This is a genomic window from Pseudomonas sp. WT-JTC (assembly GCF_056711565.1).
Map to the genome: position 1 here is coordinate 2,001,432 of NZ_CM160042.1, position 20,157 is coordinate 2,021,588.

At 60.8% G+C, this 20,157-nt stretch carries 20 protein-coding genes; 7 read left to right on the forward strand and 13 right to left on the reverse strand.

Features of this window, described 5'->3' with window-relative positions:
* Positions 1 to 39: 39 nt before the first annotated feature.
* Positions 40 to 660, forward strand: coding sequence for a methyltransferase family protein (locus tag AC06G5_RS09070; RefSeq protein WP_413705367.1), 621 nt, complete (start codon positions 40 to 42; stop codon positions 658 to 660).
* Between the two features lie 95 nt (positions 661 to 755).
* On the opposite strand, the gene AC06G5_RS09075 is transcribed toward AC06G5_RS09070, so the two are convergent.
* A complete protein-coding gene (locus AC06G5_RS09075) occupies positions 756 to 1,553 on the reverse strand; it encodes a substrate-binding periplasmic protein (RefSeq protein ID WP_413427387.1) in 798 nt (265 codons plus the stop codon).
* Between the two features lie 123 nt (positions 1,554 to 1,676).
* Here AC06G5_RS09075 and dnaX point away from each other — a divergent pair, with 123 nt between their 5' ends.
* The 5 genes from dnaX (at position 1,677) to AC06G5_RS09100 (ending at position 7,502) form a co-directional block, all read left to right on the forward strand.
* A complete protein-coding gene (gene dnaX, locus AC06G5_RS09080; protein WP_413427388.1) occupies positions 1,677 to 3,758 on the forward strand; it encodes a DNA polymerase III subunit gamma/tau in 2,082 nt (693 codons plus the stop codon).
* Positions 3,759 to 3,825: 67 nt separating this feature from the next.
* Complete coding sequence (locus AC06G5_RS09085; RefSeq protein WP_007985911.1) at positions 3,826 to 4,164, forward strand: YbaB/EbfC family nucleoid-associated protein; 339 nt, start codon at positions 3,826 to 3,828, stop codon at positions 4,162 to 4,164.
* A gap of 275 nt (positions 4,165 to 4,439) precedes the next feature.
* The gene (locus AC06G5_RS09090) at positions 4,440 to 5,474 is read left to right on the forward strand and encodes an NADP-dependent oxidoreductase (protein WP_413427389.1); all 1,035 of its coding nucleotides are present in this window, start codon (positions 4,440 to 4,442) and stop codon (positions 5,472 to 5,474) included.
* A gap of 79 nt (positions 5,475 to 5,553) precedes the next feature.
* The gene (gene recR / locus AC06G5_RS09095) at positions 5,554 to 6,156 is read left to right on the forward strand and encodes a recombination mediator RecR (RefSeq protein ID WP_057715679.1); all 603 of its coding nucleotides are present in this window, start codon (positions 5,554 to 5,556) and stop codon (positions 6,154 to 6,156) included.
* A 197-nt stretch (positions 6,157 to 6,353) separates the two neighbouring features.
* Entirely contained in the window at positions 6,354 to 7,502 is a 1,149-nt protein-coding gene (locus tag AC06G5_RS09100) for an acyl-CoA dehydrogenase family protein (protein WP_413705365.1), read from the forward strand.
* A 142-nt stretch (positions 7,503 to 7,644) separates the two neighbouring features.
* On the opposite strand, the gene AC06G5_RS09105 is transcribed toward AC06G5_RS09100, so the two are convergent.
* The 8 genes from AC06G5_RS09105 to ccoG form a co-directional block, all read right to left on the reverse strand.
* On the reverse strand, positions 7,645 to 8,193 hold the full coding sequence (locus AC06G5_RS09105) for an adenine phosphoribosyltransferase (RefSeq protein WP_007985920.1): 549 nt from the start codon (positions 8,191 to 8,193) through the stop codon (positions 7,645 to 7,647).
* 80 nt (positions 8,194 to 8,273) lie between these two features.
* On the reverse strand, positions 8,274 to 9,008 hold the full coding sequence (fnr, locus tag AC06G5_RS09110; protein WP_007995802.1) for a fumarate/nitrate reduction transcriptional regulator Fnr: 735 nt from the start codon (positions 9,006 to 9,008) through the stop codon (positions 8,274 to 8,276).
* Between the two features lie 93 nt (positions 9,009 to 9,101).
* Positions 9,102 to 10,484, reverse strand: coding sequence for an oxygen-independent coproporphyrinogen III oxidase (gene hemN / locus AC06G5_RS09115; RefSeq protein ID WP_413427391.1), 1,383 nt, complete (start codon positions 10,482 to 10,484; stop codon positions 9,102 to 9,104).
* Positions 10,485 to 10,664: 180 nt separating this feature from the next.
* Complete coding sequence (locus tag AC06G5_RS09120; RefSeq protein WP_413421367.1) at positions 10,665 to 11,348, reverse strand: sulfite exporter TauE/SafE family protein; 684 nt, start codon at positions 11,346 to 11,348, stop codon at positions 10,665 to 10,667.
* Positions 11,341 to 11,568 (reverse strand): cbb3-type cytochrome oxidase assembly protein CcoS, encoded by a 228-nt coding sequence (gene ccoS, locus AC06G5_RS09125; RefSeq protein WP_085716788.1) that lies wholly within the window; start codon positions 11,566 to 11,568, stop codon positions 11,341 to 11,343. Before ccoS ends, AC06G5_RS09120 begins: the two co-directional genes overlap by 8 nt.
* Positions 11,569 to 11,590: 22 nt before the next feature.
* The gene (locus AC06G5_RS09130; RefSeq protein WP_480459278.1) at positions 11,591 to 14,041 is read right to left on the reverse strand and encodes a heavy metal translocating P-type ATPase; all 2,451 of its coding nucleotides are present in this window, start codon (positions 14,039 to 14,041) and stop codon (positions 11,591 to 11,593) included.
* Between the two features lie 115 nt (positions 14,042 to 14,156).
* Positions 14,157 to 14,696 carry a FixH family protein gene (locus tag AC06G5_RS09135; RefSeq protein ID WP_413421371.1) on the reverse strand — a complete coding sequence of 180 codons (540 nt, stop codon included), beginning with the start codon at positions 14,694 to 14,696 and terminating at the stop codon, positions 14,157 to 14,159.
* A gap of 11 nt (positions 14,697 to 14,707) precedes the next feature.
* A complete protein-coding gene (ccoG, locus tag AC06G5_RS09140; protein WP_413421373.1) occupies positions 14,708 to 16,123 on the reverse strand; it encodes a cytochrome c oxidase accessory protein CcoG in 1,416 nt (471 codons plus the stop codon).
* Between the two features lie 337 nt (positions 16,124 to 16,460).
* Between ccoG and AC06G5_RS09145 the strand changes: the two genes are divergently transcribed.
* Complete coding sequence (locus AC06G5_RS09145) at positions 16,461 to 16,775, forward strand: hypothetical protein (protein ID WP_480459280.1); 315 nt, start codon at positions 16,461 to 16,463, stop codon at positions 16,773 to 16,775.
* 113 nt (positions 16,776 to 16,888) lie between these two features.
* On the opposite strand, the gene ccoP is transcribed toward AC06G5_RS09145, so the two are convergent.
* The 4 genes from ccoP to ccoN are packed head-to-tail and all read right to left on the reverse strand — an operon-like array spanning position 16,889 to position 20,104.
* A complete protein-coding gene (gene ccoP / locus AC06G5_RS09150) occupies positions 16,889 to 17,866 on the reverse strand; it encodes a cytochrome-c oxidase, cbb3-type subunit III (protein ID WP_413421377.1) in 978 nt (325 codons plus the stop codon).
* Positions 17,863 to 18,048 carry a CcoQ/FixQ family Cbb3-type cytochrome c oxidase assembly chaperone gene (locus tag AC06G5_RS09155; RefSeq protein WP_003175465.1) on the reverse strand — a complete coding sequence of 62 codons (186 nt, stop codon included), beginning with the start codon at positions 18,046 to 18,048 and terminating at the stop codon, positions 17,863 to 17,865. Before AC06G5_RS09155 ends, ccoP begins: the two co-directional genes overlap by 4 nt.
* Positions 18,049 to 18,053: 5 nt before the next feature.
* Positions 18,054 to 18,662, reverse strand: coding sequence for a cytochrome-c oxidase, cbb3-type subunit II (gene ccoO / locus AC06G5_RS09160; protein ID WP_007905434.1), 609 nt, complete (start codon positions 18,660 to 18,662; stop codon positions 18,054 to 18,056).
* Positions 18,662 to 20,104, reverse strand: coding sequence for a cytochrome-c oxidase, cbb3-type subunit I (gene ccoN / locus AC06G5_RS09165; protein WP_007974131.1), 1,443 nt, complete (start codon positions 20,102 to 20,104; stop codon positions 18,662 to 18,664). The genes ccoO and ccoN overlap by 1 nt, the downstream gene beginning before the upstream one ends.
* Positions 20,105 to 20,157: the final 53 nt, after the last annotated feature.

Below are 20,157 nucleotides of genomic sequence, written 5' to 3' on the forward strand. Positions count from 1 at the left end.
AAACGGATTTTGGTTGCTTTTCGGGCGGGAGTGTCTGGCATGAGTTCATTGTCTACAGTGCTGCAGTCGAGATGGGTCGGATTTTATAGCGGAGTTATCCTGGCGGGGGTGTGGAGTGTTTTTGCTTATGCTCATCTGGTCCGATTTCAGGAAACGCATGAACTGACCATGCTTTTGTTCTGTCTCGCCGAGACGCTGACAGCAGTTTTGTACATTTTTCGAAGCGAACCAAAGACGGTTTCGGTCATTCCGCTCGACTGGTTGATGGCGGCAGGTGGGACGTTTGCCCCATTATTTTTCCGGCCGGAGGCTTGGGGAATACTCCCGTGGGCGAGTTTTCTGATTGTTGTGGGAACGGTCATTCAGGTGCTGGGGGTGCTTTCTCTAAACCGCAGCTTTGCGATCGTTGCAGCGAAGCGGGTTATCAAGACTGCATGGATGTATCGCGTGGTGCGTCATCCTATCTATGCCAGTTATTGTCTGACGTTTACGGGCTATGTGTTGGAAAATACATCGCTGGCGAATGTAACGATCTATGCAGCAACTATCGGTTTTCTGGTCGCGCGAATATTTCGAGAGGAAGCGCATCTTTCTCTTGATCCATTATATCGAGAGTATATGCAGGGTGTTCGTTTTCGGCTTGTTCCATTCATATTTTAGTTTCCGGGTGTTGACTGGCACGCTTACATGTGGGGTTGCCACCTTAACGCCAGGCGAGTGTTCTCTCGCGTTATCTTTCTGAAAACACCCTTTGGCTAGTTGCCAGGATCTTGTCCGGGGCGGTTTTTTGTTGTTTCCGATTTATCCACAGCCACAGGCTCGCCACCGATATACAACCGAACAGTCTCATCGATCTCCCCGGACATCTTCATCCGCACCAGTGTGCGCAGAATGCGCTCCACCGGCACTTGCGGGTCGTTGCGTACGTAGCAGCCGATATTCTGCTCCTGCAGCACCGCCACACTGTGCAGTTGTTGTTCCGGCAGCAGGCGCTGATTGAACCAGTCCAGGCTCCATTGATTGCTGACTGCATAGCGGTTGCGGCCGGCGAGGAGTTTTTCCAGCACCTGTTCCTGGCTGCGTGCGTCGTCGCGATGCAACTGGTTGGTGTCGAACAGCGGTTGCAGGGTCGGGTAGCTGTAGCTCAGCACGGTGCCGATGGACTGGTTTGGCAGATCTGCCGGGTTCACGGCGTCGGGCTGCGCATGCCGGGCGACCAACAGGTCGGGCTGGGTAAAGAGCGGGATGCTCCAGATGTAGTCGCCGGACTGCCGGGGCAGCCACGATTGCGCGGCATAACAGCGGACATCGACCTCGCCTTGCTCCATGGCGCTTTGCACTCGCCCGCGGGGCAATACATGGAATTCGGCCGGTAAGCCGACCTGGGTCGCGAGACTGAGCATCACGTCATACAGGATGCCCTGGGTCGGTTTGCCCCGTTCCAGTTGCACCATGGGCATGGTCCAACTGTCGCTTATCACGAAGCGCAGCGGTGCTGGCGCGGCCGCTCCGTCCAGGCTGATCAACAGCAATGCCCCCATGGCCAGCCTCATAAATACTCCGTTAAAAGCCCCCGATGTGCAGCTTGGCCAGAATACACGAGCGCACCGGATGCAATTTGTGCCTTGCTCCGCTAGCATTAGCCGCTTCTGCTTCCTTCGCTGCGACGGTTTTCGATGAGTTATCAGGTTCTTGCACGTAAATGGCGTCCGCGCTCGTTCCGCGAAATGGTCGGCCAGACCCATGTGCTCAAGGCTCTGATCAATGCCTTGGACAGCCAGCGGCTGCACCACGCCTACCTCTTTACCGGTACCCGTGGGGTCGGCAAGACCACCATCGCGCGGATCATTGCCAAATGCCTGAACTGTGAAACAGGTATCACTTCGACCCCCTGCGGTGAATGCTCGGTGTGCCGCGAAATCGACGAAGGCCGCTTTGTCGACCTGATCGAAATCGACGCCGCGAGCCGCACCAAGGTCGAAGATACCCGCGAATTGCTCGACAACGTGCAGTACGCCCCGAGCCGCGGGCGCTTTAAGGTCTACCTGATCGACGAAGTGCACATGCTCTCCAGCCATTCGTTCAACGCGCTGCTCAAAACCCTTGAGGAACCGCCACCCTACGTCAAGTTCATCCTGGCGACCACTGATCCGCAGAAACTTCCGGCAACGATTCTGTCGCGGTGCCTGCAGTTCTCCCTGAAGAACATGACGCCGGAACGCGTTGTCGAGCACTTGACCCACGTGCTGGGTGCCGAGAACGTACCGTTCGAAGACGATGCGCTGTGGTTGCTGGGCCGTGCCGCCGACGGATCGATGCGTGATGCCATGAGCCTGACCGATCAGGCCATTGCCTTCGGTGAAGGCAAGGTCCTGGCGGCCGACGTGCGGGCGATGCTCGGGACGCTCGATCACGGGCAGGTCTACGACGTCCTGCATGCGCTGATCGAAGGCGATGCCAAGGCGTTGCTCGAAGCCGTCCGCCACCTGGCCGAACAGGGCCCGGACTGGAACGGCGTGCTTTCGGAAATTCTCAATGTGCTGCACCGCGTTGCCATCGCCCAGGCGTTGCCGGAAGGTGTCGATAACGGTCATGGCGACCGTGATCGCGTGCTGGCACTGGCCCAGGCGTTGCCGGCCGAAGACGTGCAGTTCTACTACCAGATGGGCCTGATCGGCCGCCGCGACTTGCCGCTGGCGCCGGATCCCCGGGGCGGTTTTGAAATGGTGTTGCTGCGGATGCTGGCATTCCGGCCCGCAGACACCGCGGATGCCCCAAGGCAACCGCTAAAGCCAGTGGGGATCAGCCAGGCCACAGTTGATTCCGCAAATTCAGTGGCTGCCGCGCCGGTTGTTGCGCCGGTAGTCGCTGCGGCCGTAGCACCGATAGCGGCTGTGCCGGTGGCGGCGCCAGCGCCTGCGCCGGAACCGGAAGCGCCGGTCGTTGTGCCAGAGCCTGCGCCTGCGCCTGTGGTTGAAGCGGTGGTGGTTGAAGAGGTTGTCGACCTGCCATGGAATGACCCGGTCGAGCCCGCGCCCGTTCAGCAACCGGCGGTGGAGCCTGTACTGGAAACCGCCAGCGAACAACCCGAATTACCGCCGATGCCGTTGCCGACGCCGGACAGCGTGGTGCCGGACGCCCCTGAGTGGGCTGCCGCGCCGATCCCGGAACCTTCGGTGGCCGACGTCGATGCCGCGACGCCGGGCATGGACCTGGATGACGAGCCGCCGCTGGACGAGGATTACATCGAGCCGGACATGGATTCGGCCTACAGTTACCTCGACGAACTGGCCAGCGAGCATGCTGCTGACCCGGCTCCGGAACCCGAGCCTGAGCCCGCGGCAATGCCGGCCACCGGTCTGGCCCTGCAATGGCTGGAGCTGTTCCCGAAATTGCCGATTTCCGGCATGACCGGCAGTATCGCCGCCAACTGCACGCTGATCGCGGTGGATGGCGACAATTGGCTGATGCACCTGGACCCGGCACACAGTGCCTTGTTCAACGCCACTCAGCAGCGTCGTCTCAACGATGCGCTGAACCAGTATCACCAGCGCACGCTGACCCTGAACATCGAGCTGATCAAGCCCGAGCAGGAAACTCCGGCACAGGCGGCTTCTCGGCGCCGCGCCGACCGTCAGCGCGAGGCGGAGGAATCGATCCACGGTGATCCGTTCATCCAGCAAATGATGCAGCAGTTCGGTGCGGTGATCCGTAACGATACTATTGAGCCTGTCGACGCCCTGGTCACTCAGGGCTAATAACTGAAGGTGCTCGGCCGCATGGGCCGGGCGCTGTTTTGATCCAAGTACTTTTGAGGTGATTACCATGATGAAAGGTGGCATGGCCGGCCTGATGAAGCAGGCGCAGCAGATGCAGGAAAAAATGGCCAAGATGCAGGAAGAACTGGCCAACGCCGAAGTCACCGGTAAGGCCGGTGGCGATATGGTCACCGTGGTGATGACCGGTCGCCATGACGTCAAGAGCGTCACCATCGACCCAAGCCTGGTTGAAGGCCTGAGCGAGGACGACAAGGAAATGCTCGAAGCGGTCGTCGCTGCCGCCGTCAACGACGCCGTGCGCAAGATCGAAGCCAACAGCCAGGAAAAAATGGGCAGCATGACTGCCGGCATGCAACTGCCGCCGGGCATGAAACTGCCATTCTGATTCGCCTTCAGGCGGCAGATGAGCTACAAAAATGCCAGGCATTGCGCCTGGCATTTTTGTTTCTGGCTGACAGATATGTGTGGCTGACATGCCGCCATCGTCGGATCGCCGCCCGGAGCAAGCCCGCTCCCACAGGGGATTGCATTCCAAATGTGGGAGCGGGCTTGCTCGCGAAGAAGTCGCCTCGGTCTTGCTGAATAAACATCGAACGCCAAACCACCACAAAGGTCTGCTCCCTATATCACCGAACCTCATCGATTACAGGAGACGCTGCCATGTCCGACCCCATGACCCTCAATCAACGTATTGTCCTGGCTTCTCGCCCGGTAGGCGCGCCAACGCCGGAAAACTTCCGAATGGAGCGGGTACCGCTGCCGGATCTGGCCGACGGTCAGGTGCTGCTCAAGACCGTTTTCCTGTCGCTGGATCCCTACATGCGCGGACGCATGAGTGACGCACCTTCCTACGCTGCACCGGTGGAAATCGGCGAAGTCATGACCGGGGGCGCTGTCAGCCGGGTCGAGCGATCGCTCAATCCGAAGTTTCAGGAAGGTGATCTGGTGGTCGGTGCCACCGGTTGGCAAAGCCACAGCATCAATGACGGACGCAGCATCATCCCGGTGCCCTCGGGATTGCCAAGTGCGTCGATGGCCCTTGGGGTGTTGGGGATGCCGGGCATGACCGCGTACATGGGACTGATGGACATCGGCCAGCCCAAGGCCGGCGAGACCCTGGTGGTTGCAGCGGCGTCCGGCGCGGTGGGTTCGGTGGTCGGCCAGGTGGCGAAAATCAAGGGACTGCGTGTGGTCGGCGTGGCCGGCGGCGCGGACAAGTGCCGGTATGTGGTCGATGAATTGGGTTTCGACGCCTGCATCGACCACAAGAGCCCCGATTTTGCTGAAGAACTGGCACACGCCTGTCCCAAAGGCATCGACATTTATTATGAAAACGTCGGCGGCAAAGTGTTCGACGCCGTGGTGCCGTTGCTCAATCCCAAGGCGCGGATTCCACTGTGCGGCCTGATTGCCTCCTATAACGCCTATGAAGCGCCGAGCGGGCCGGATCGCCTGCCGCTGTTGCAGCGCACCTTGTTGACCAAGCGGGTGCGCATCCAGGGCTTCATCGTGTTCGATGACTATGGTGATCGCCAGCCGGAATTCCTCAGTGCCATGGCGCCCTGGGTGCGCGATGGCAAAGTGAAATTCCGCGAAGATGTGGTCCATGGCCTGGAGCAGGCTCCCGATGCGTTCATCGGCATGCTGGAAGGGCGCAACTTCGGCAAACTGGTGGTTCAGGTTTCCCGGGACTGAGTTATTGACGCTGCAATTTGACGCTTAACCGAGGCGCGGGTATAAACCGCGTCTCGTTGTTTTGTCGGACTTTTCCACCATGAGCTTCAGCCCTTTGATTCGCCAACTGATCGACGCCCTGCGAATTTTGCCAGGCGTGGGTCAGAAAACCGCCCAGCGCATGGCGTTGCAGTTGCTCGAACGCGACCGCAGCGGCGGCTCGCGACTGGCTCTGGCCCTGAGCCAGGCCATGGAAGGGGTCGGTCACTGCCGCTTGTGCCGTACGCTGACTGAAGATGATCTGTGCCCGCAATGCGCCGATACCCGTCGCGACGACACCTTGCTCTGCGTGGTGGAAGGCCCGATGGACGTCTATGCCGTGGAGCAGACCGGTTTCCGCGGGCGCTATTTCGTGCTCAAGGGCCATCTGTCGCCGCTCGACGGCCTGGGGCCGGAAGCCATCGGCATTCCGCAATTGATGGCACGGATCGAAGAGGCCGGCACTTTCACCGAAGTCATCCTGGCCACCAACCCGACCGTGGAAGGTGAAGCCACGGCGCACTACATCGCCCAATTGCTCAGCAGCAAAGGCCTGATCGCCTCGCGTATCGCCCATGGCGTGCCGCTCGGTGGCGAGCTGGAACTGGTCGATGGCGGCACGCTGGCGCATTCGTTTGCCGGGCGCAAGCCGATTTCGCTCTGAGTTTTGTGGTGTCTTTTCTGGCGCCTTCGTCGGATCGCCGCCCGGAGCAAGCCCGCTCCCACATATGGAATGCAATCCCCTGTGGGAGCGGGCTTGCTCGCGAAGGGCGCGCCTCGGTTTCACTGATTCACACAATCCTGTTGAAAACCAAGCAAGCGCTCGGTTAACTTCACTGACCCCTTCAGTGGAGCTCGCCGATGCCTGCCTTTCAGGAATACTTCGACCCCAGCCACCAATTGGTCCGCGACAGCGTCAGACGTTTCGTCGAGCGCGAGATTCTTCCTGATATCGAGCAGTGGGAAGAAGCCGAAAGCTTTCCTCGCGAGCTCTACCTCAAGGCCGGCACGGCGGGGATTCTCGGCATCGGTTACCCGGAGGTTTATGGCGGCAGCCACGAAGGGGATCTGTTCGCCAAGGTTGCCGCCAGTGAAGAGTTGATGCGCTGCGGCTCGGGCGGCCTGGTTGCCGGCCTGGGTTCGCTGGATATCGGCTTGCCGCCCATTCTCAAGTGGGCCCGGCCCGAAGTGCGTGATCGTGTGCTGCCGCAGGTGCTGTCGGGAGAAAAGATCAGCGCCCTGGCCATCACCGAGCCCGGTGGCGGCTCCGACGTCGCCAACCTGCAGACTCGTGCCGTGCGAGAGGGCGATTTTTACCGGGTCAGTGGCAGCAAGACCTTTATCACCAGCGGTGTGCGCGCGGATTTTTATACCGTCGCGGTGCGAACCGGCGAGCCAGGTTTCGCTGGCATTAGCCTGTTGCTGATCGAGAAAGGCACACCCGGTTTCACCGTAGGACGGCAACTGAAGAAAATGGGCTGGTGGGCGTCAGACACGGCGGAACTGTTCTTCGATGATTGCCGAGTGCCCGCGGGAAATCTGATAGGCGCCGAGAACATGGGCTTTGCCTGCATCATGGGCAATTTCCAGAGTGAACGCCTTGCCCTGGCATTGATGGCCAACATGACCGCACAACTGGCGCTGGAGGAGAGCCTGAAGTGGGCACGCCAGCGTGAAGCCTTTGGCAAACCGATCGGCAAGTTTCAGGTGATCAGGCACCGTCTCGCCGAGATGGCGACCGGGCTGGAAGTGTCCCGGGAGTTCACTTACCGCCAGGCCGCGAAAATGGCGGCGGGGCAGAGCGTGATCAAGGAGATTTCCATGGCCAAGAACTTTGCGACCGATACGGCAGACCGGATCGTCACCGATGCGGTGCAGATACTCGGTGGGCTGGGTTACATGCGCGAGAGTCTGGTGGAGCGGCTGTACCGCGACAACCGGATCCTGTCGATTGGCGGCGGGACGCGGGAAGTGATGAACGAGATCATCGGCAAGCAGATGGGGCTGTAATCGGCGGTGTGGCGGCTGACGCCATTCGTCGGATCGCCGCCCGGAGCAAGCCCGCTCCCACACTTGACCGCGTACTGTCAGGAACAATGCAATGCACTGTGGGAGCGGGCTTGCTCGCGAAGGCGTCAGTACAGGCGCCAGATTACTTGTCAGTCAACGCAAACTGCGTCAGGCAGAACGTAGGAATGCCCATGTCTTCCAGGCGCTGCGAGCCACCCAGTTCCGGCAGATCGATAATCGCCGCCGCTTCATGCACCCGGGCGCCCATGCGGCGGATCAGGTTTGCGGCGGCAATCAGGGTGCCGCCGGTCGCGATCAGGTCATCGAACATCACCACCGAATCCCCCTCGCACAGGCTGTCGGCGTGCACTTCCAGGAAGGCTTCGCCGTATTCGGTCGCATAGCCCTCGGCCAGCACGTCAGCCGGCAGCTTGCCTTGCTTGCGGAACAGCACCAGCGGCTTGTTCAACTGATAGGCCAGTACCGAACCGATCAGGAAGCCACGGGCATCCATCGCGCCGATATGGGTGAAGTCAGCCTCGACGTAACGGTGAGCGAAGCTGTCCATCACCAGGCGCAGGGCCGTGGGCGACTGGAACAGCGGGGTGATGTCGCGAAAGATCACACCCGGTTTCGGGAAGTCGATGACAGGGCGAATCAGGGATTTGATGTCGAAGGAGTCGAAGGCCATAGTCGGAGAATCCTGGCAGGGCTGCAAACGACGAAGTATAACGGCGGCTGAACCGTTTCGCTCAGCCGCAACGGTTTGATTCAGCTTTCCAGTGAGCCACCGGCCAGGGCACAAAGCTGGATCGGGTCGATGATCCGGATTTCCTTGCCTTCTGCCGCGATCAATTCGTTTTGCTGGAAGCGCGTAAAGACGCGGGACACGGTCTCTACCGCCAGGCCCAGGTAGTTGCCGATTTCGTTACGCGACATGCTCAGGCGGAACTGATTGGCGGAAAAACCCCGGGCGCGAAAACGTGCCGAAAGGTTGACCAGGAAGGTGGCGATGCGTTCGTCGGCGGTCTTTTTCGACAACAGCAGCATCATCTGCTGATCGTCACGGATTTCGCGGCTCATCACGCGCATCAACTGACGGCGCAACTGCGGCAGTTGCAGGGCCAGTTCGTCGAGGCGTTCAAAGGGGATTTCACACACCGAAGTGGTTTCCAGGGCTTGAGCCGACACCGGGTGCTTTTCGGTGTCCATGCCCGACAGACCGACCAGTTCGCTGGGCAGGTGGAAACCGGTGAGCTGTTCTTCACCGGTGTCGCTCAGGCTGAAGGTCTTGAGGGCGCCAGAACGGACTGCGTAGACAGAATCGAAGGTATCGCCCTGGCGAAACAGAAACTCACCTTTTTTCAGCGGTCGGCCGCGCTTGACGATTTCGTCCAGTGCATCCATGTCTTCCAGATTCAGCGAAAGTGGCAGGCAAAGAGGGGCCAGGCTGCAATCCTTGCAATGGGCTTGATTATGAGCGCGCAGTTTTACTGGCTCGGACATTTCTTCAATCCTTGTGGGAATTCACACATAAGACGTAAGGGTAACTCACCCGAGGACATTGGGGCCAGCCTGTGGCGCTTTTGTCGCAGTGCTCTAGATCACCCGTGAGAATCGTTGCCGGCTGTGTTGTTCCAGGTACGCGTCGAAGACCATGCACACCGAGCGCACCAACAGTCGCCCGGCGGGCAGGATGGTGATCCTGTCGCGATCGAGCTCGATCAGTCCGTCTTTGGCCATGTCTTGCAGTTGGGGCCAGAGTTCGCCGAAGTAGCCTTGAAAATCGATGTTGAAGGCCTGTTCGATGTCGGCGTATTCGAGACTGAAATGGCAGATCAACTGCTGGATGACCGCACGCCGCAACCGGTCATCGGCATTGCACAGCAGGCCGCGGCTGGTGGCCAGTTGCATTGATGCAAGGGCGTTCTGATAGTGGTTCAGGTCGCTGCTGTTCTGGCAGTAAAGGTCGCCGATCTGGCTGATTGCCGAGACGCCGAGACCGATCAAGTCGCAGTGACCATGGGTGGTGTAGCCCTGGAAATTGCGTTGCAGGGTCGATTCTTCCTGGGCAATCGCCAGCTCATCGTCGGGCAGGGCGAAGTGGTCCATGCCGATGTAGCGGTAGCCGGCGCTGATCAACTGCTCAATGGTGCGCTGTAGCATTTCCAGTTTCTGCGCGGGTGTCGGCAGTTCATTGCTGTTGATGCGCCGCTGCGGCATGAAGCGTTCCGGCAGGTGGGCGTAGTTGAACACCGATAATCTGTCCGGTTGCAGGCGGATGACCTCTTCGACGGTGCGGGCGAAGTTCTCCGGCGTCTGTCTCGGCAGGCCGTAGATCAGGTCGATGTTGATCGAGCGAAACTGCAAGGTGCGGGCAGCGTCGATCACTGCGCGGGTTTCTTCCAGGCTTTGCAGGCGATTGACTGCGCGCTGGACCGCCGGGTCGAGGTCTTGCAGGCCGATGCTGACCCGATTGAAGCCCAGATCGCGCAGCAGGCCCATGGTCGACCAGTCGGCCTCACGCGGGTCTATCTCGATGCCGTAGTCGCCGGAATCGTCGTCCAGCAAATTGAAGTGTTTGCGCAAGTGCGCCATCAATTGGCGCAGTTCGTCATGGCTGAGAAAGGTCGGCGTGCCGCCACCGAAGTGCAGTTGCTCGACTTTCTGCGTGGGGTCGAGGTGGCAGGCGATCAAGCGGATCTCCTGTTCCAGGCGCCGCAAATACGGCTGCGCCCGGCCGCGATCCTTGGTGATCACCTTGTTGCAGGCGCAGTAATAGCAAATGTTCGCGCAGAACGGCACGTGCACGTACAGCGACAGCGGGCGTTGGGCCTTGCGGCTGTCGCGCAGGGCGTGAAACAGGTCGAAGGTGCCGACCTGGCTGTTGAATTGCACGGCGGTCGGGTACGAGGTGTAGCGTGGTCCCGCCAGGTCATAACGGCGGATCAGATCGGTGTCCCAACGAATGGCGTCGAGCATCATGCGGGCATTCCCCCGGATAGGCTGGCAGTGTCGGCCACTTTATGCGAGGGCGGGGCGGGGGATCTTGATTTGCATCAAGGGTCAAGAATTGTGGTACCTGTACCGGCCTCTTCGCGAGCAAGCCCGCTCCCACAGGGAAGTGGGAGCGGGCTTGCTCGCGAAGGGGCGCGCCGCCGATCAATGCCCCATCAGCCAATGTTGATGGGGTCCCGGCAAGGTCCAGATGCCGAACAGCATGACCAACAAGCCGCCGGCCATCCGCACGCTGCGTTTGCGCAAAAGTGCGGTGATGCGCTCTGCGGCAAGGCCTGTGGCCAGCAGCACCGGCCAGGTGCCGAGCCCGAACGCGAGCATCAACAACGCACTGTCCAGCGCGTTGCCCTGACTGGCCGACCATAACAAGGTGCTGTAGACCAGGCCGCACGGCAGCCAGCCCCAAAGTGCACCCAACAGCAGCGCGCGCGGCACGCTCGATACCGGCAGCAACCGGTTGGCGACTGGCTGGATGTGCCGCCACAAGCCTCGACCGAGGCTTTCGATACGGGTCAGGCCGCTCCACCAGCCGGCCAGGTACAGGCCCATGGCGACCAGCAGCAGTCCGGCGAGGATACGCAGGAACATCGCCGCCGGGCTGCTGGCCACGGCCCATCCGGCCAGGCCGATCAGCAGTCCGGCGCAGGCATAGCTCAGAATCCGTCCCAGGTTGTAGGCCAGCAGCAGGCGAAAGCGGCGGCTGCGTTGTTCCTTGGGAATCGCCAGGGTCAGCGCGCCCATCAAGCCGCCGCACATGCCCAGGCAATGGCCGCCGCCAAGCAAGCCGAGGATCACCGCAGACACCAGCAGGGGCGCCAATTCAAGCATGGGGCGGGGCCTTGTCTTGCGGTTTGGCCGGATTGGTTGGTTGACCGCTGGCCTCATCGACGGCGGCGGTGTGGTTCGGGTCCTGGTCGTCGAACAGGATGCTGTGGGCCGGGCCGTCGAGGTCGTCGTACTGACCGCTGTCGACCGCCCAGAAGAAGATATAGACGGCGATGGCCACGATCAGCAGCGCAGCGGGAATCATCACGTAAAGAGCTGGCATCTGGACTCCATGCCCGCGCGGCTCAGGCCGGCAGCGGGCGGGTTTCTGGCGTGGTGGAGAGGGCGGGCGCGCTCGGCATCCGAGTCAGGCGCAGCGCGTTCAACACCACGGTCAACGAACTGATCGACATGCCCACCGCAGCCCATACCGGAGTGATCCAGCCGAGGGCGGCGAAGGGCAACATGAGGCCATTGTACAACCCGGCCCACAGCAGGTTCTCGATAATGACCCGACGGGTGCGCCGCGCCAGGCTGAAGGCTTGCACCAGCGCGTCGAGGCGGTTGGACAGCAACACGGCATCGGCACTGGTTTTCGCCAGGTCGGTGGCCGAGCCCATGGCGACGCTGATATCCGCAGCCGCCAGTACCGGCACGTCATTGACCCCGTCACCGAGCATCAACACCTTGCGACCTTCCTTGTGCAGTCGTTGCAGGACCTGCAGTTTATCGTCCGGCCGCAAACCGCCGCGGGCTTCATCGATACCGAGTTGCGCCGCCACGCTGGCGACCATCGGCGAGCTGTCACCGGACAACAACAGCGTGCGCCAGCCACGCGCCTTGCACGCGGCCAGCAATGCGGGCGCATCGGCACGCAAGCGATCATCGAGGACGAACCAGGCCAGCGGTCCCTGGCGGTCGCCGAGCAGCAGCCATTGGCCGGCTTCTTCGGGTATCGACGGCACCCCGGCGCCGCTGAGTTCACAGACGAAACGCGGTTGGCCGATGCGCAGGCGTCGCCCCTCGACCACTCCCTCCAGGCCCAGGCCCGGAGTGCTGTGGACTTCTTCAGCGGCCAGTGGCGCGCGTCCGAACGCACGGGCGATCGGATGTTCGGAACGGTTCTCCAGGGCGGCGGCGAGGCTCAGGCATCGATCACTGTCGAGCGCGCCGAGCGGGCGGATCGAGCGCAATGCCAGGCGGCCTTCGGTGAGGGTGCCGGTCTTGTCGAAAATCACTGTGTCGATCTGGTTCAGGCCTTCCAGGACATGGCCGCGGGTCAGCAACAAACCGAGTTTGTGCAGCGTGCCGGTGGCCGCGGTGAGGGCGGTCGGCGTCGCCAGCGACAAGGCGCAAGGGCAGGTCGCCACCAGCATCGCCAGCACAATCCAGAAGGCTCGCGAGGCATCCAGTTGCCACCACAGCAGACCAATCGCGGCGGCGGCGATCAGCGACAACAGCAGGAACCATTGCGCGGCGCGGTCGGCGATTTCCGCCAGGCGCGGCTTTTCGGCCTGGGCACGATCAAGCAGGCGAACGATGGCCGAGAGGCGAGTGTCCTGGCCCAGGGCCTGAACCTCAACGGTCAGCGCGCCTTCGACGTTCAGGGTGCCAGCGGTGACCGCATCGCCGAGGGTGCGTGGTTGCGGCAGGTATTCGCCGGTCAGCAGCGACTCGTCGACACTCGACTGACCGTCGAGGATCTTGCCGTCAGCCGGGAGAATGGCACCCGGATGAACCAGAACCCGGTCGCCGACATACAGTTCGCTGAGCAGAATGCGTTCGCTCTGGCCATCGGGTGCCAAGCGCAGGCACGAGGCGGGCAACAGATTCACCAGCTGTGCAGTGGCGGCGGCCGTGCGCTCGCGGGCGCGCCGTTCCAGATAGCGCCCGGCCAGCAGGAACAGGGCAAACATGCCGACGGCATCGAAATACAGTTCGCCGACCCCGGTGATCGACGTCCAGATCCCGGCAATGTAGGCGCTGCCGATGGCCAGCGACACGGAAACGTCCATGGTCAGGTGGCGGGTGCGCAGATCGCGCATGGCGCCTTTGAAAAACGGCGCGCAACTGTAGAACACGATCGGGGTGGTGAGGAACAGGGCGACCCAGCGCAGGATGGTGTGCAGTTCAGGGCTGAGGTCGATGTTGAATTCAGGCCAGGTGGCCATGGTTGCCATCATCGCCTGGAACCACAACAGCCCGGCCACACCGAGCTGACGCAGGGCCAGGCGGTTTTCGCTGGCCAGTTGTTCGCTGGCCCGGTCGGCCTGATACGGGTGTGCGGCGTAACCGATCTGGCGCAGTTCGCTGAGGACGTGGCTCAGCGGTAACTGCGCATCGGTCCAGCGTACGTGCAGGCGATGGTTGGACAGGTTCAGGCGCGCTTCGGCCACGGCCGGCAAGGCGCGCAGGTGTTTTTCGATCAGCCAGCCACAGGCTGCGCAACTGATGCCTTCCATCAACAGCGTGGCTTCGGCGAGTTCGCCATCGTGGCGGACAAAGGGCTGCTGCACATCGGCGCGGTCGTACAGCGCCAGTTCGTCCACCAGTTGCACCGGCAGCGCTTCGGGGTTGGCCGAGGCTTCGCTGCGGTGCTGGTAATAGCTTTCCAGGCCGCCGGCGACAATGGCTTCGGCCACGGCCTGGCAACCCGGGCAGCAGAACTCGCGGGACTCCCCGAGCACGACGGCGGTGAAGCGACTGCCGGTCGGGACGGGCAGGGCGCAGTGATAGCAGGGCAGAGGGGTGGTCATGAGGTTTTCATTAATGCCGCTGGAACTCTGTCGTCAGGTAGGGCCTCTTCGCGAGCAAGCCCGCTCCCACAGGGATCAACTGTGGGAGCGGGCTTGCTCGCGAAGCGCAGGCTTTTTACTTCTTCAGGTCTTCCGCACCTTGCAGCGGTTCATCACCGAGCAGCAGATCCTTGTCATGGCTGACCGGTTCCTCTTCGAACATGCGCCAGATGTGGTCGTCCTGAGTACCGAGCAATTCGACAAAACGCCGGCCTTCAATCTTGTCGCTCAACTGGCCGATGTAGCGGCCCTGTTCGGTTTCGCTGCGGGTGAGGGTGATCTTGCGATCCTTCTCCGGCTGGGTCGGCGAGATCAGATTGAGCTCCAGGGTCTTGGGCTGGCTCTCGCCGCTCAGGCGCAGGTCAACTTCGCCGGTCAAGTCATCGAGATGCACGCTGGCGCGCATTTTCAGGGTCTGGGCCAGCAGCTCACGGTCGAGGGAGCGGTTGATGCCTTTGCCGGCCTCGTAGTAGTTGTCGTTGACCAGATTGTCCGGGTTGTTCACCGCAATGGTCACCATGGACAAGGTCAGGGTCACCGAGCAGGCCAGGATCCCGATGATGATCCATGGCCAGAGGTGCTTGTACCAGGGACTTGCGGCAGTTGCAGCGGGCATGTTCAGTTCTCTCAACGATTTTGTGGGCCGATGAACCGGCTCTTGGCTTCAATGTGGACGCTGTCGTCATCGGCATCCTTGAGGATGAATTTCACCTCGTTGGTGCTCGACGGCAGTTTTTCCGGTGCGACGGACAGTTCGGCAGGCTGGCTGACGATCTCGCCGGCCGCGACCTTGATCTCGCGCCGGCCCTGCAATTTGAGATCCGGCAGGCCAGAGGCTTCGAGCACGTAGGTATGGTCGCGCTGGTCCTTGTTCATGATTTTCAGGCTGTAGACGTTTTCGATCCGGCCTTCGGCGTTCTCGCGGTACAGCACGCGGTCCTTGCTGACATCGAAACCCACCAGCGAACGCATGAAGAACGCCGTCACCAGCAAACTGATCATCGCCAGCAGCACCACGGCATAGCCGATCAGGCGCGGGCGCAGTTTATGGGTTTTCTGCCCGGACAGGTTGTGCTCGGTGGTGTAGCTGATCAATCCGCGCGGGTATTCCATTTTGTCCATGACGGCGTCGCAGGCATCGACGCAGGCGGCGCAACCGATGCATTCGATTTGCAGGCCGTCGCGGATATCGATACCGGTCGGGCAGACCTGGACGCACATGGTGCAGTCGATGCAGTCACCCAGGCCCTGGGCCTTGTAGTCGATACCTTTTTTGCGCGGGCCACGGGACTCGCCACGGCGCGGGTCGTAGGAGACGATCAGGGTGTCCTTGTCGAACATCACGCTCTGGAAGCGCGCGTACGGGCACATGTAGATGCACACCTGTTCGCGCAACCAGCCGGCATTGCCGTAAGTGGCGAGAGTGAAGAAGCCGACCCAGAAGTACGACCAGCCATCCGCTTCACCGATAAAGAAGTCGATGGTCAATTCGCGGATCGGCGAGAAGTAGCCGACGAAGGTCATGCCGGTGACGAAGCCGATCAGCAGCCACATGACGTGTTTGCTGAATTTGCGCAGGAACTTGTTGGCGCTCATCGGCGCCTTGTCGAGCTTGATGCGTTGGTTGCGGTCGCCTTCGGTGACCTTTTCGCACCACATGAAAATCCAGGTCCAGACGCTCTGCGGGCAGGTGTAGCCGCACCAGACCCGGCCTGCATAGACCGTAATGAAGAACAGGCCGAACGCGGCGATGATCAACATGCCCGACAGCAGGATGAAATCCTGGGGCCAGAAGGTGGCGCCGAAAATGAAGAACTTGCGCTCCGGCAGGTTCCACCAGACCGCCTGGTGACCGCCCCAGTTCAGCCACACCGTGCCGAAATACAGCAGGAACAACACGGCACCGCCGGTCATCCGCAGGTTGCGGAACAGGCCGGTGAAGGCACGGGTGTAGATTTTTTCTCTGGAGGCGTAGAGGTCGACGCTGTTGTTCGCGTTCTTGTTGGGTGGAGTGATGTCGTGTACCGGAATCTGGTTGCTCATCATTGCATCCCACGGCAGTGGAAAAATGCCTCGGTCAGTACGTGCCGGCCGGGGTCAAAAAGGGGTGTTGCAGTGGCTTAATGATACGCCTGTCGCTCTGGCTCAAGGGTGTGACCTTTGGTCGCGTTGGGGAAAAATCACGAATGGTGTAGCGAATGTAACAAAGGATGATGCAGGTCAATTGACTTGTTGAGTATGGACGGATTTCTGCCGGGTGTTGTTGTCAGGTGGGGCTGCGGCGTCCTACATGCCTTGAGACAAAGATGGATTGAAGGACTAATTGCCACGGCTGTATTGTTTTTTGTGCCGCTTATGGCATTAAACGTGCGCCGCAAAATTGATTGCTGATGTTTCTGCGGTGGGCTTTTTTCAAGGAAGAAAGATTATGGATGACGCTATGGAACAGGAATCGGATGTTGGCCGGGAAATCGATGTGTTAAGGACAATCCTCAGCATGGGAATTCCGGGAGCTCCGTTGCTGAACGCTTATCTTGAAACGGCTCTTGCCACGCTTGAGTCAGAGGGTGCCTTTCCCAAGGTCGAGGCTTCCACAGGCCTGGGGGGCGGCATGACTGACAACCCGCTGAAGGAGTCCGGCAGGAGCACGGGTTCGGGCTCTCTGGATAGTCTGGGGGGCGGCAATATTCTCTGAGTCAGTCCCGGGAATCGCATGATCGATCCGGGAATCCTCTCGCAAGCTTGAATGAAAACGGCCCCGCCAATTCACATTGGCGGGGCCGTTTTTTGTTGCTTCAAGCGTTTGCCTTACTGGGCGTCCGCTGCCTTCTCGCCGTGAGACAGGCTGTAGACGTAAGCGGCCAGCAGGTGAACCTTGTCGTTGCCTTGCAGCTGTTCTTGCGCAGGCATCTGGCCCTGACGGCCGTAACGGATGGTCTGCTGCAGTTGAGCGAAGCTCGAACCGTAGATGAACGCGGCAGGGTGAGTCAGGTCAGGTGCGCCCATCGCTGGCGTGCCTTTGCCTTCCGGACCGTGGCACGCCACGCAGTTGGTGGCGAACAGTTTCTGCCCGGCAGCCGGGTCGGCCTTGGTGCCTTCCGGCAGCTTGCGGCCATCGAGGTTGGTCAGCACGAATGCGGCCACGTCGGCCACGCCTTGCTCGCCGATCACTTCAGCCCACGCAGGCATCACGGCATGACGGCCGCCCATGATGGTGGTCTTGATGGTTTGCGGCTCGCCGCCCCAGCGCCAGTCGGCGTCGGTCAGGTTAGGGAAGCCATAGGCGCCCTTGGCATCGGAACCATGGCAAACCGAGCAGTTGGAGGCGAACAGGCGGCCACCCATCTTCAGGGCTTGCGGGTCCTTGGCCACTTCTTCGATTGGCATGGCCGCGAACTTGGCGAAGATCGGACCGAACTTGGCGTCCGACCTGGCCATTTCCTTTTCCCACTCGTGAACGCCGGTCCAGCCGGTCTGGCCGTTGGCGAACGGGGTCTGCTTCTCGTTGTCGAGGTAGCCGTAACCCGGCAGCAGGCCTTTCCAGTTACCCAGGCCCGGATACAGCGCCAGGTAGCCCAATGCGAAGATGATGGTGCCCACGAACAGCATGAACCACCATTTCGGCAGCGGGTTGTCGTACTCCTCGATCCCGTCGAAGGAGTGCCCCACGGTCTCGTCCGTTTGCTCTGCGCGCTGGCCCTTGCGGGTCGACAGCAGCAGCCAGGTCAGGGAAAAGATCGTACCGAGACTGAGGACTGTGACGTACAGACTCCAGAATGTAGTCATTCTTTGTTACTCCTAGAAGCTTGCTCGACGTGCTTGATGGCTTCGGGATCATCCGCGAAAGGCAGCAAGGTCGCGTCTTCAAACTCCGACTTGCGCTTGGGGCTGAACACCCACAGTGCCAGTCCGATGAAGGCCACCATGACAACTACGGTGCCCAGGCCACGAATCATCCCGATATCCATTTAGATCACCGTTTGCTTTTGATGATGGTGCCCAGGCCTTGCAGATAGGCCACCAGCGCGTCCATTTCGGTTTTGCCCTTCACGGCATCCTTGGCACCGGCGATGTCTTCGTCGGTGTAAGGGACGCCGAGTGTGCGCAAGACTTCCATTTTCTTGGCGGTGTCTTTGCCGTCGAGCTTGTTTTCCACGAGGAACGGGTAGGCCGGCATTTTCGACTCAGGCACTACGTTGCGCGGGTTGTACAAGTGCGCACGCTGCCAGTCATCGGAGTAACGACCGCCGACACGGGCCAGGTCCGGACCGGTACGCTTGGAACCCCACAGGAACGGGTGGTCCCAGACGCTTTCACCGGCGACCGAGTAGTGGCCGTAGCGTTCGGTCTCGGCGCGGAACGGACGGATCATCTGCGAGTGGCAGCCGACACAACCGTTGGCGATATAAACGTCCCGGCCTTCCAGTTCAAGGGCGGTGCGGGGCTTCATGCCCTCGACCGGCTTGTTGGTGACATCCTGGAAAAACAGCGGAACGATCTGGGTCAGGCCGCCAACGCTGACGGCGATGACCATGAAGAAGGCCAGCAGGCCAATATTCTTCTCGACTGCTTCATGCTTCATCAGTGAGCTCCAACTACAACGATCTGTTCGGCGGCTTCAGCTTCTGCCGGGTTCGAGGCGCGTACGGTGCGGAAAACGTTGTAAGCCATGAACAGCATGCCGGTGGCGAAGAACGCACCGCCCAGGGCGCGAACGATGAAGCCAGGGTGGCTGGCTTGCAGCGCTTCGACGAACGAGTAGGTGAGGGTGCCGTCATCGTTGATTGCACGCCACATCAGGCCTTGGGTGATGCCGTTGACCCACATCGAAGCGATGTACAGAACGGTACCGATGGTCGCGAGCCAGAAGTGCGTGTTGATCAGGCCGGTGCTGTGCATCTGCGCACGACCGAACAGTTTCGGGATCATGTGGTAGATCGCGCCGATCGAGATCATCGCCACCCAGCCCAGAGCGCCGGCGTGTACGTGGCCGATGGTCCAGTCGGTGTAGTGCGAGAGCGAGTTGACGGTCTTGATCGCCATCATCGGACCTTCGAAGGTCGACATGCCGTAGAACGCCAGGGACACCACCAGGAAGCGCAGGATCGGGTCGGTGCGCAGCTTATGCCAGGCGCCCGACAGGGTCATCATGCCGTTGATCATGCCGCCCCAGCTTGGAGCCAGCAGGATGATCGACATGGCCATGCCCAGGGACTGAGCCCAGTCCGGCAGTGCGGTGTAGTGCAGGTGGTGCGGACCGGCCCAGATGTACAGGGTGATCAGCGCCCAGAAGTGCACGATCGACAGGCGATAGGAGTAGATCGGACGCTCGGCCTGTTTCGGCACGAAGTAGTACATCATCCCCAGGAAGCCGGTGGTCAGGAAGAAGCCCACGGCGTTGTGGCCGTACCACCACTGGATCATCGCGTCGGTGGCACCCGAGTAGGCCGAGTAGGACTTGAACAGGCTGACCGGCAGCGACATGTGGTTGACGATGTGCAGCATCGCGGTCACGACGATGAACGCGCCGTAGAACCAGTTACCCACATAGATGTGCTTGGTCTTGCGCTTGACGATGGTGCCGAAGAACACCAGACCGTAGGTGACCCAGACAATGGCCAGCAGAATAGCCAGGGGCCATTCCAGTTCCGCGTATTCCTTGGTGGTGGTGAAACCCATCGGCAAGGTAATGATCGCGCCGACAATCACCGCTTGCCATCCCCAGAAGGTGAAGGCGGCGAGGCTGTCGGAAATCAGTCGCGTTTGGCAGGTTCGCTGCACGACGTAATAAGAAGTGGCAAACAGTGCACATCCACCGAAGGCGAAAATCACCAGGTTGGTGTGCAGCGGGCGCAGGCGTCCAAAGCTCGTCCACGGCAGACCGAAGTTCAACTCCGGCCAGACCAGTTGCGAGGCGATGAAGACACCGAGCCCCATGCCAAGGATCCCCCAGACCACCGTCATGATGGCGAACTGGCGGACTACCTTATAGTTATAAGCAGTCGGACTGATTGCTGTGCTCATTCTAAGGTTCCACGGTTTGGGTGTTTTATTAGGATTAAAAATCGGCCGCAAGT

Excerpts from the sequence above, each read along its gene's own strand:
- AC06G5_RS09070 (WP_413705367.1), top strand. The coding sequence starts at position 40 with ATGAGTTCATTGTCTACAGTGCTGCAGTCGAGATGGGTCGGATTTTAT.
- AC06G5_RS09075 (WP_413427387.1), bottom strand. The coding sequence starts at position 1,553 with ATGAGGCTGGCCATGGGGGCATTGCTGTTGATCAGCCTGGACGGAGCG.
- dnaX (WP_413427388.1), top strand. The coding sequence starts at position 1,677 with ATGAGTTATCAGGTTCTTGCACGTAAATGGCGTCCGCGCTCGTTCCGC.
- AC06G5_RS09085 (WP_007985911.1), top strand. The coding sequence starts at position 3,826 with ATGATGAAAGGTGGCATGGCCGGCCTGATGAAGCAGGCGCAGCAGATG.
- AC06G5_RS09090 (WP_413427389.1), top strand. The coding sequence starts at position 4,440 with ATGTCCGACCCCATGACCCTCAATCAACGTATTGTCCTGGCTTCTCGC.
- recR (WP_057715679.1), top strand. The coding sequence starts at position 5,554 with ATGAGCTTCAGCCCTTTGATTCGCCAACTGATCGACGCCCTGCGAATT.
- AC06G5_RS09100 (WP_413705365.1), top strand. The coding sequence starts at position 6,354 with ATGCCTGCCTTTCAGGAATACTTCGACCCCAGCCACCAATTGGTCCGC.
- AC06G5_RS09105 (WP_007985920.1), bottom strand. The coding sequence starts at position 8,193 with ATGGCCTTCGACTCCTTCGACATCAAATCCCTGATTCGCCCTGTCATC.
- fnr (WP_007995802.1), bottom strand. The coding sequence starts at position 9,008 with ATGTCCGAGCCAGTAAAACTGCGCGCTCATAATCAAGCCCATTGCAAG.
- hemN (WP_413427391.1), bottom strand. The coding sequence starts at position 10,484 with ATGCTCGACGCCATTCGTTGGGACACCGATCTGATCCGCCGTTATGAC.
- AC06G5_RS09120 (WP_413421367.1), bottom strand. The coding sequence starts at position 11,348 with ATGCTTGAATTGGCGCCCCTGCTGGTGTCTGCGGTGATCCTCGGCTTG.
- ccoS (WP_085716788.1), bottom strand. The coding sequence starts at position 11,568 with ATGCCAGCTCTTTACGTGATGATTCCCGCTGCGCTGCTGATCGTGGCC.
- AC06G5_RS09130 (WP_480459278.1), bottom strand. The coding sequence starts at position 14,041 with ATGACCACCCCTCTGCCCTGCTATCACTGCGCCCTGCCCGTCCCGACC.
- AC06G5_RS09135 (WP_413421371.1), bottom strand. The coding sequence starts at position 14,696 with ATGCCCGCTGCAACTGCCGCAAGTCCCTGGTACAAGCACCTCTGGCCA.
- ccoG (WP_413421373.1), bottom strand. The coding sequence starts at position 16,123 with ATGAGCAACCAGATTCCGGTACACGACATCACTCCACCCAACAAGAAC.
- ccoP (WP_413421377.1), bottom strand. The coding sequence starts at position 17,866 with ATGACTACATTCTGGAGTCTGTACGTCACAGTCCTCAGTCTCGGTACG.
- AC06G5_RS09155 (WP_003175465.1), bottom strand. The coding sequence starts at position 18,048 with ATGGATATCGGGATGATTCGTGGCCTGGGCACCGTAGTTGTCATGGTG.
- ccoO (WP_007905434.1), bottom strand. The coding sequence starts at position 18,662 with ATGAAGCATGAAGCAGTCGAGAAGAATATTGGCCTGCTGGCCTTCTTC.
- ccoN (WP_007974131.1), bottom strand. The coding sequence starts at position 20,104 with ATGAGCACAGCAATCAGTCCGACTGCTTATAACTATAAGGTAGTCCGC.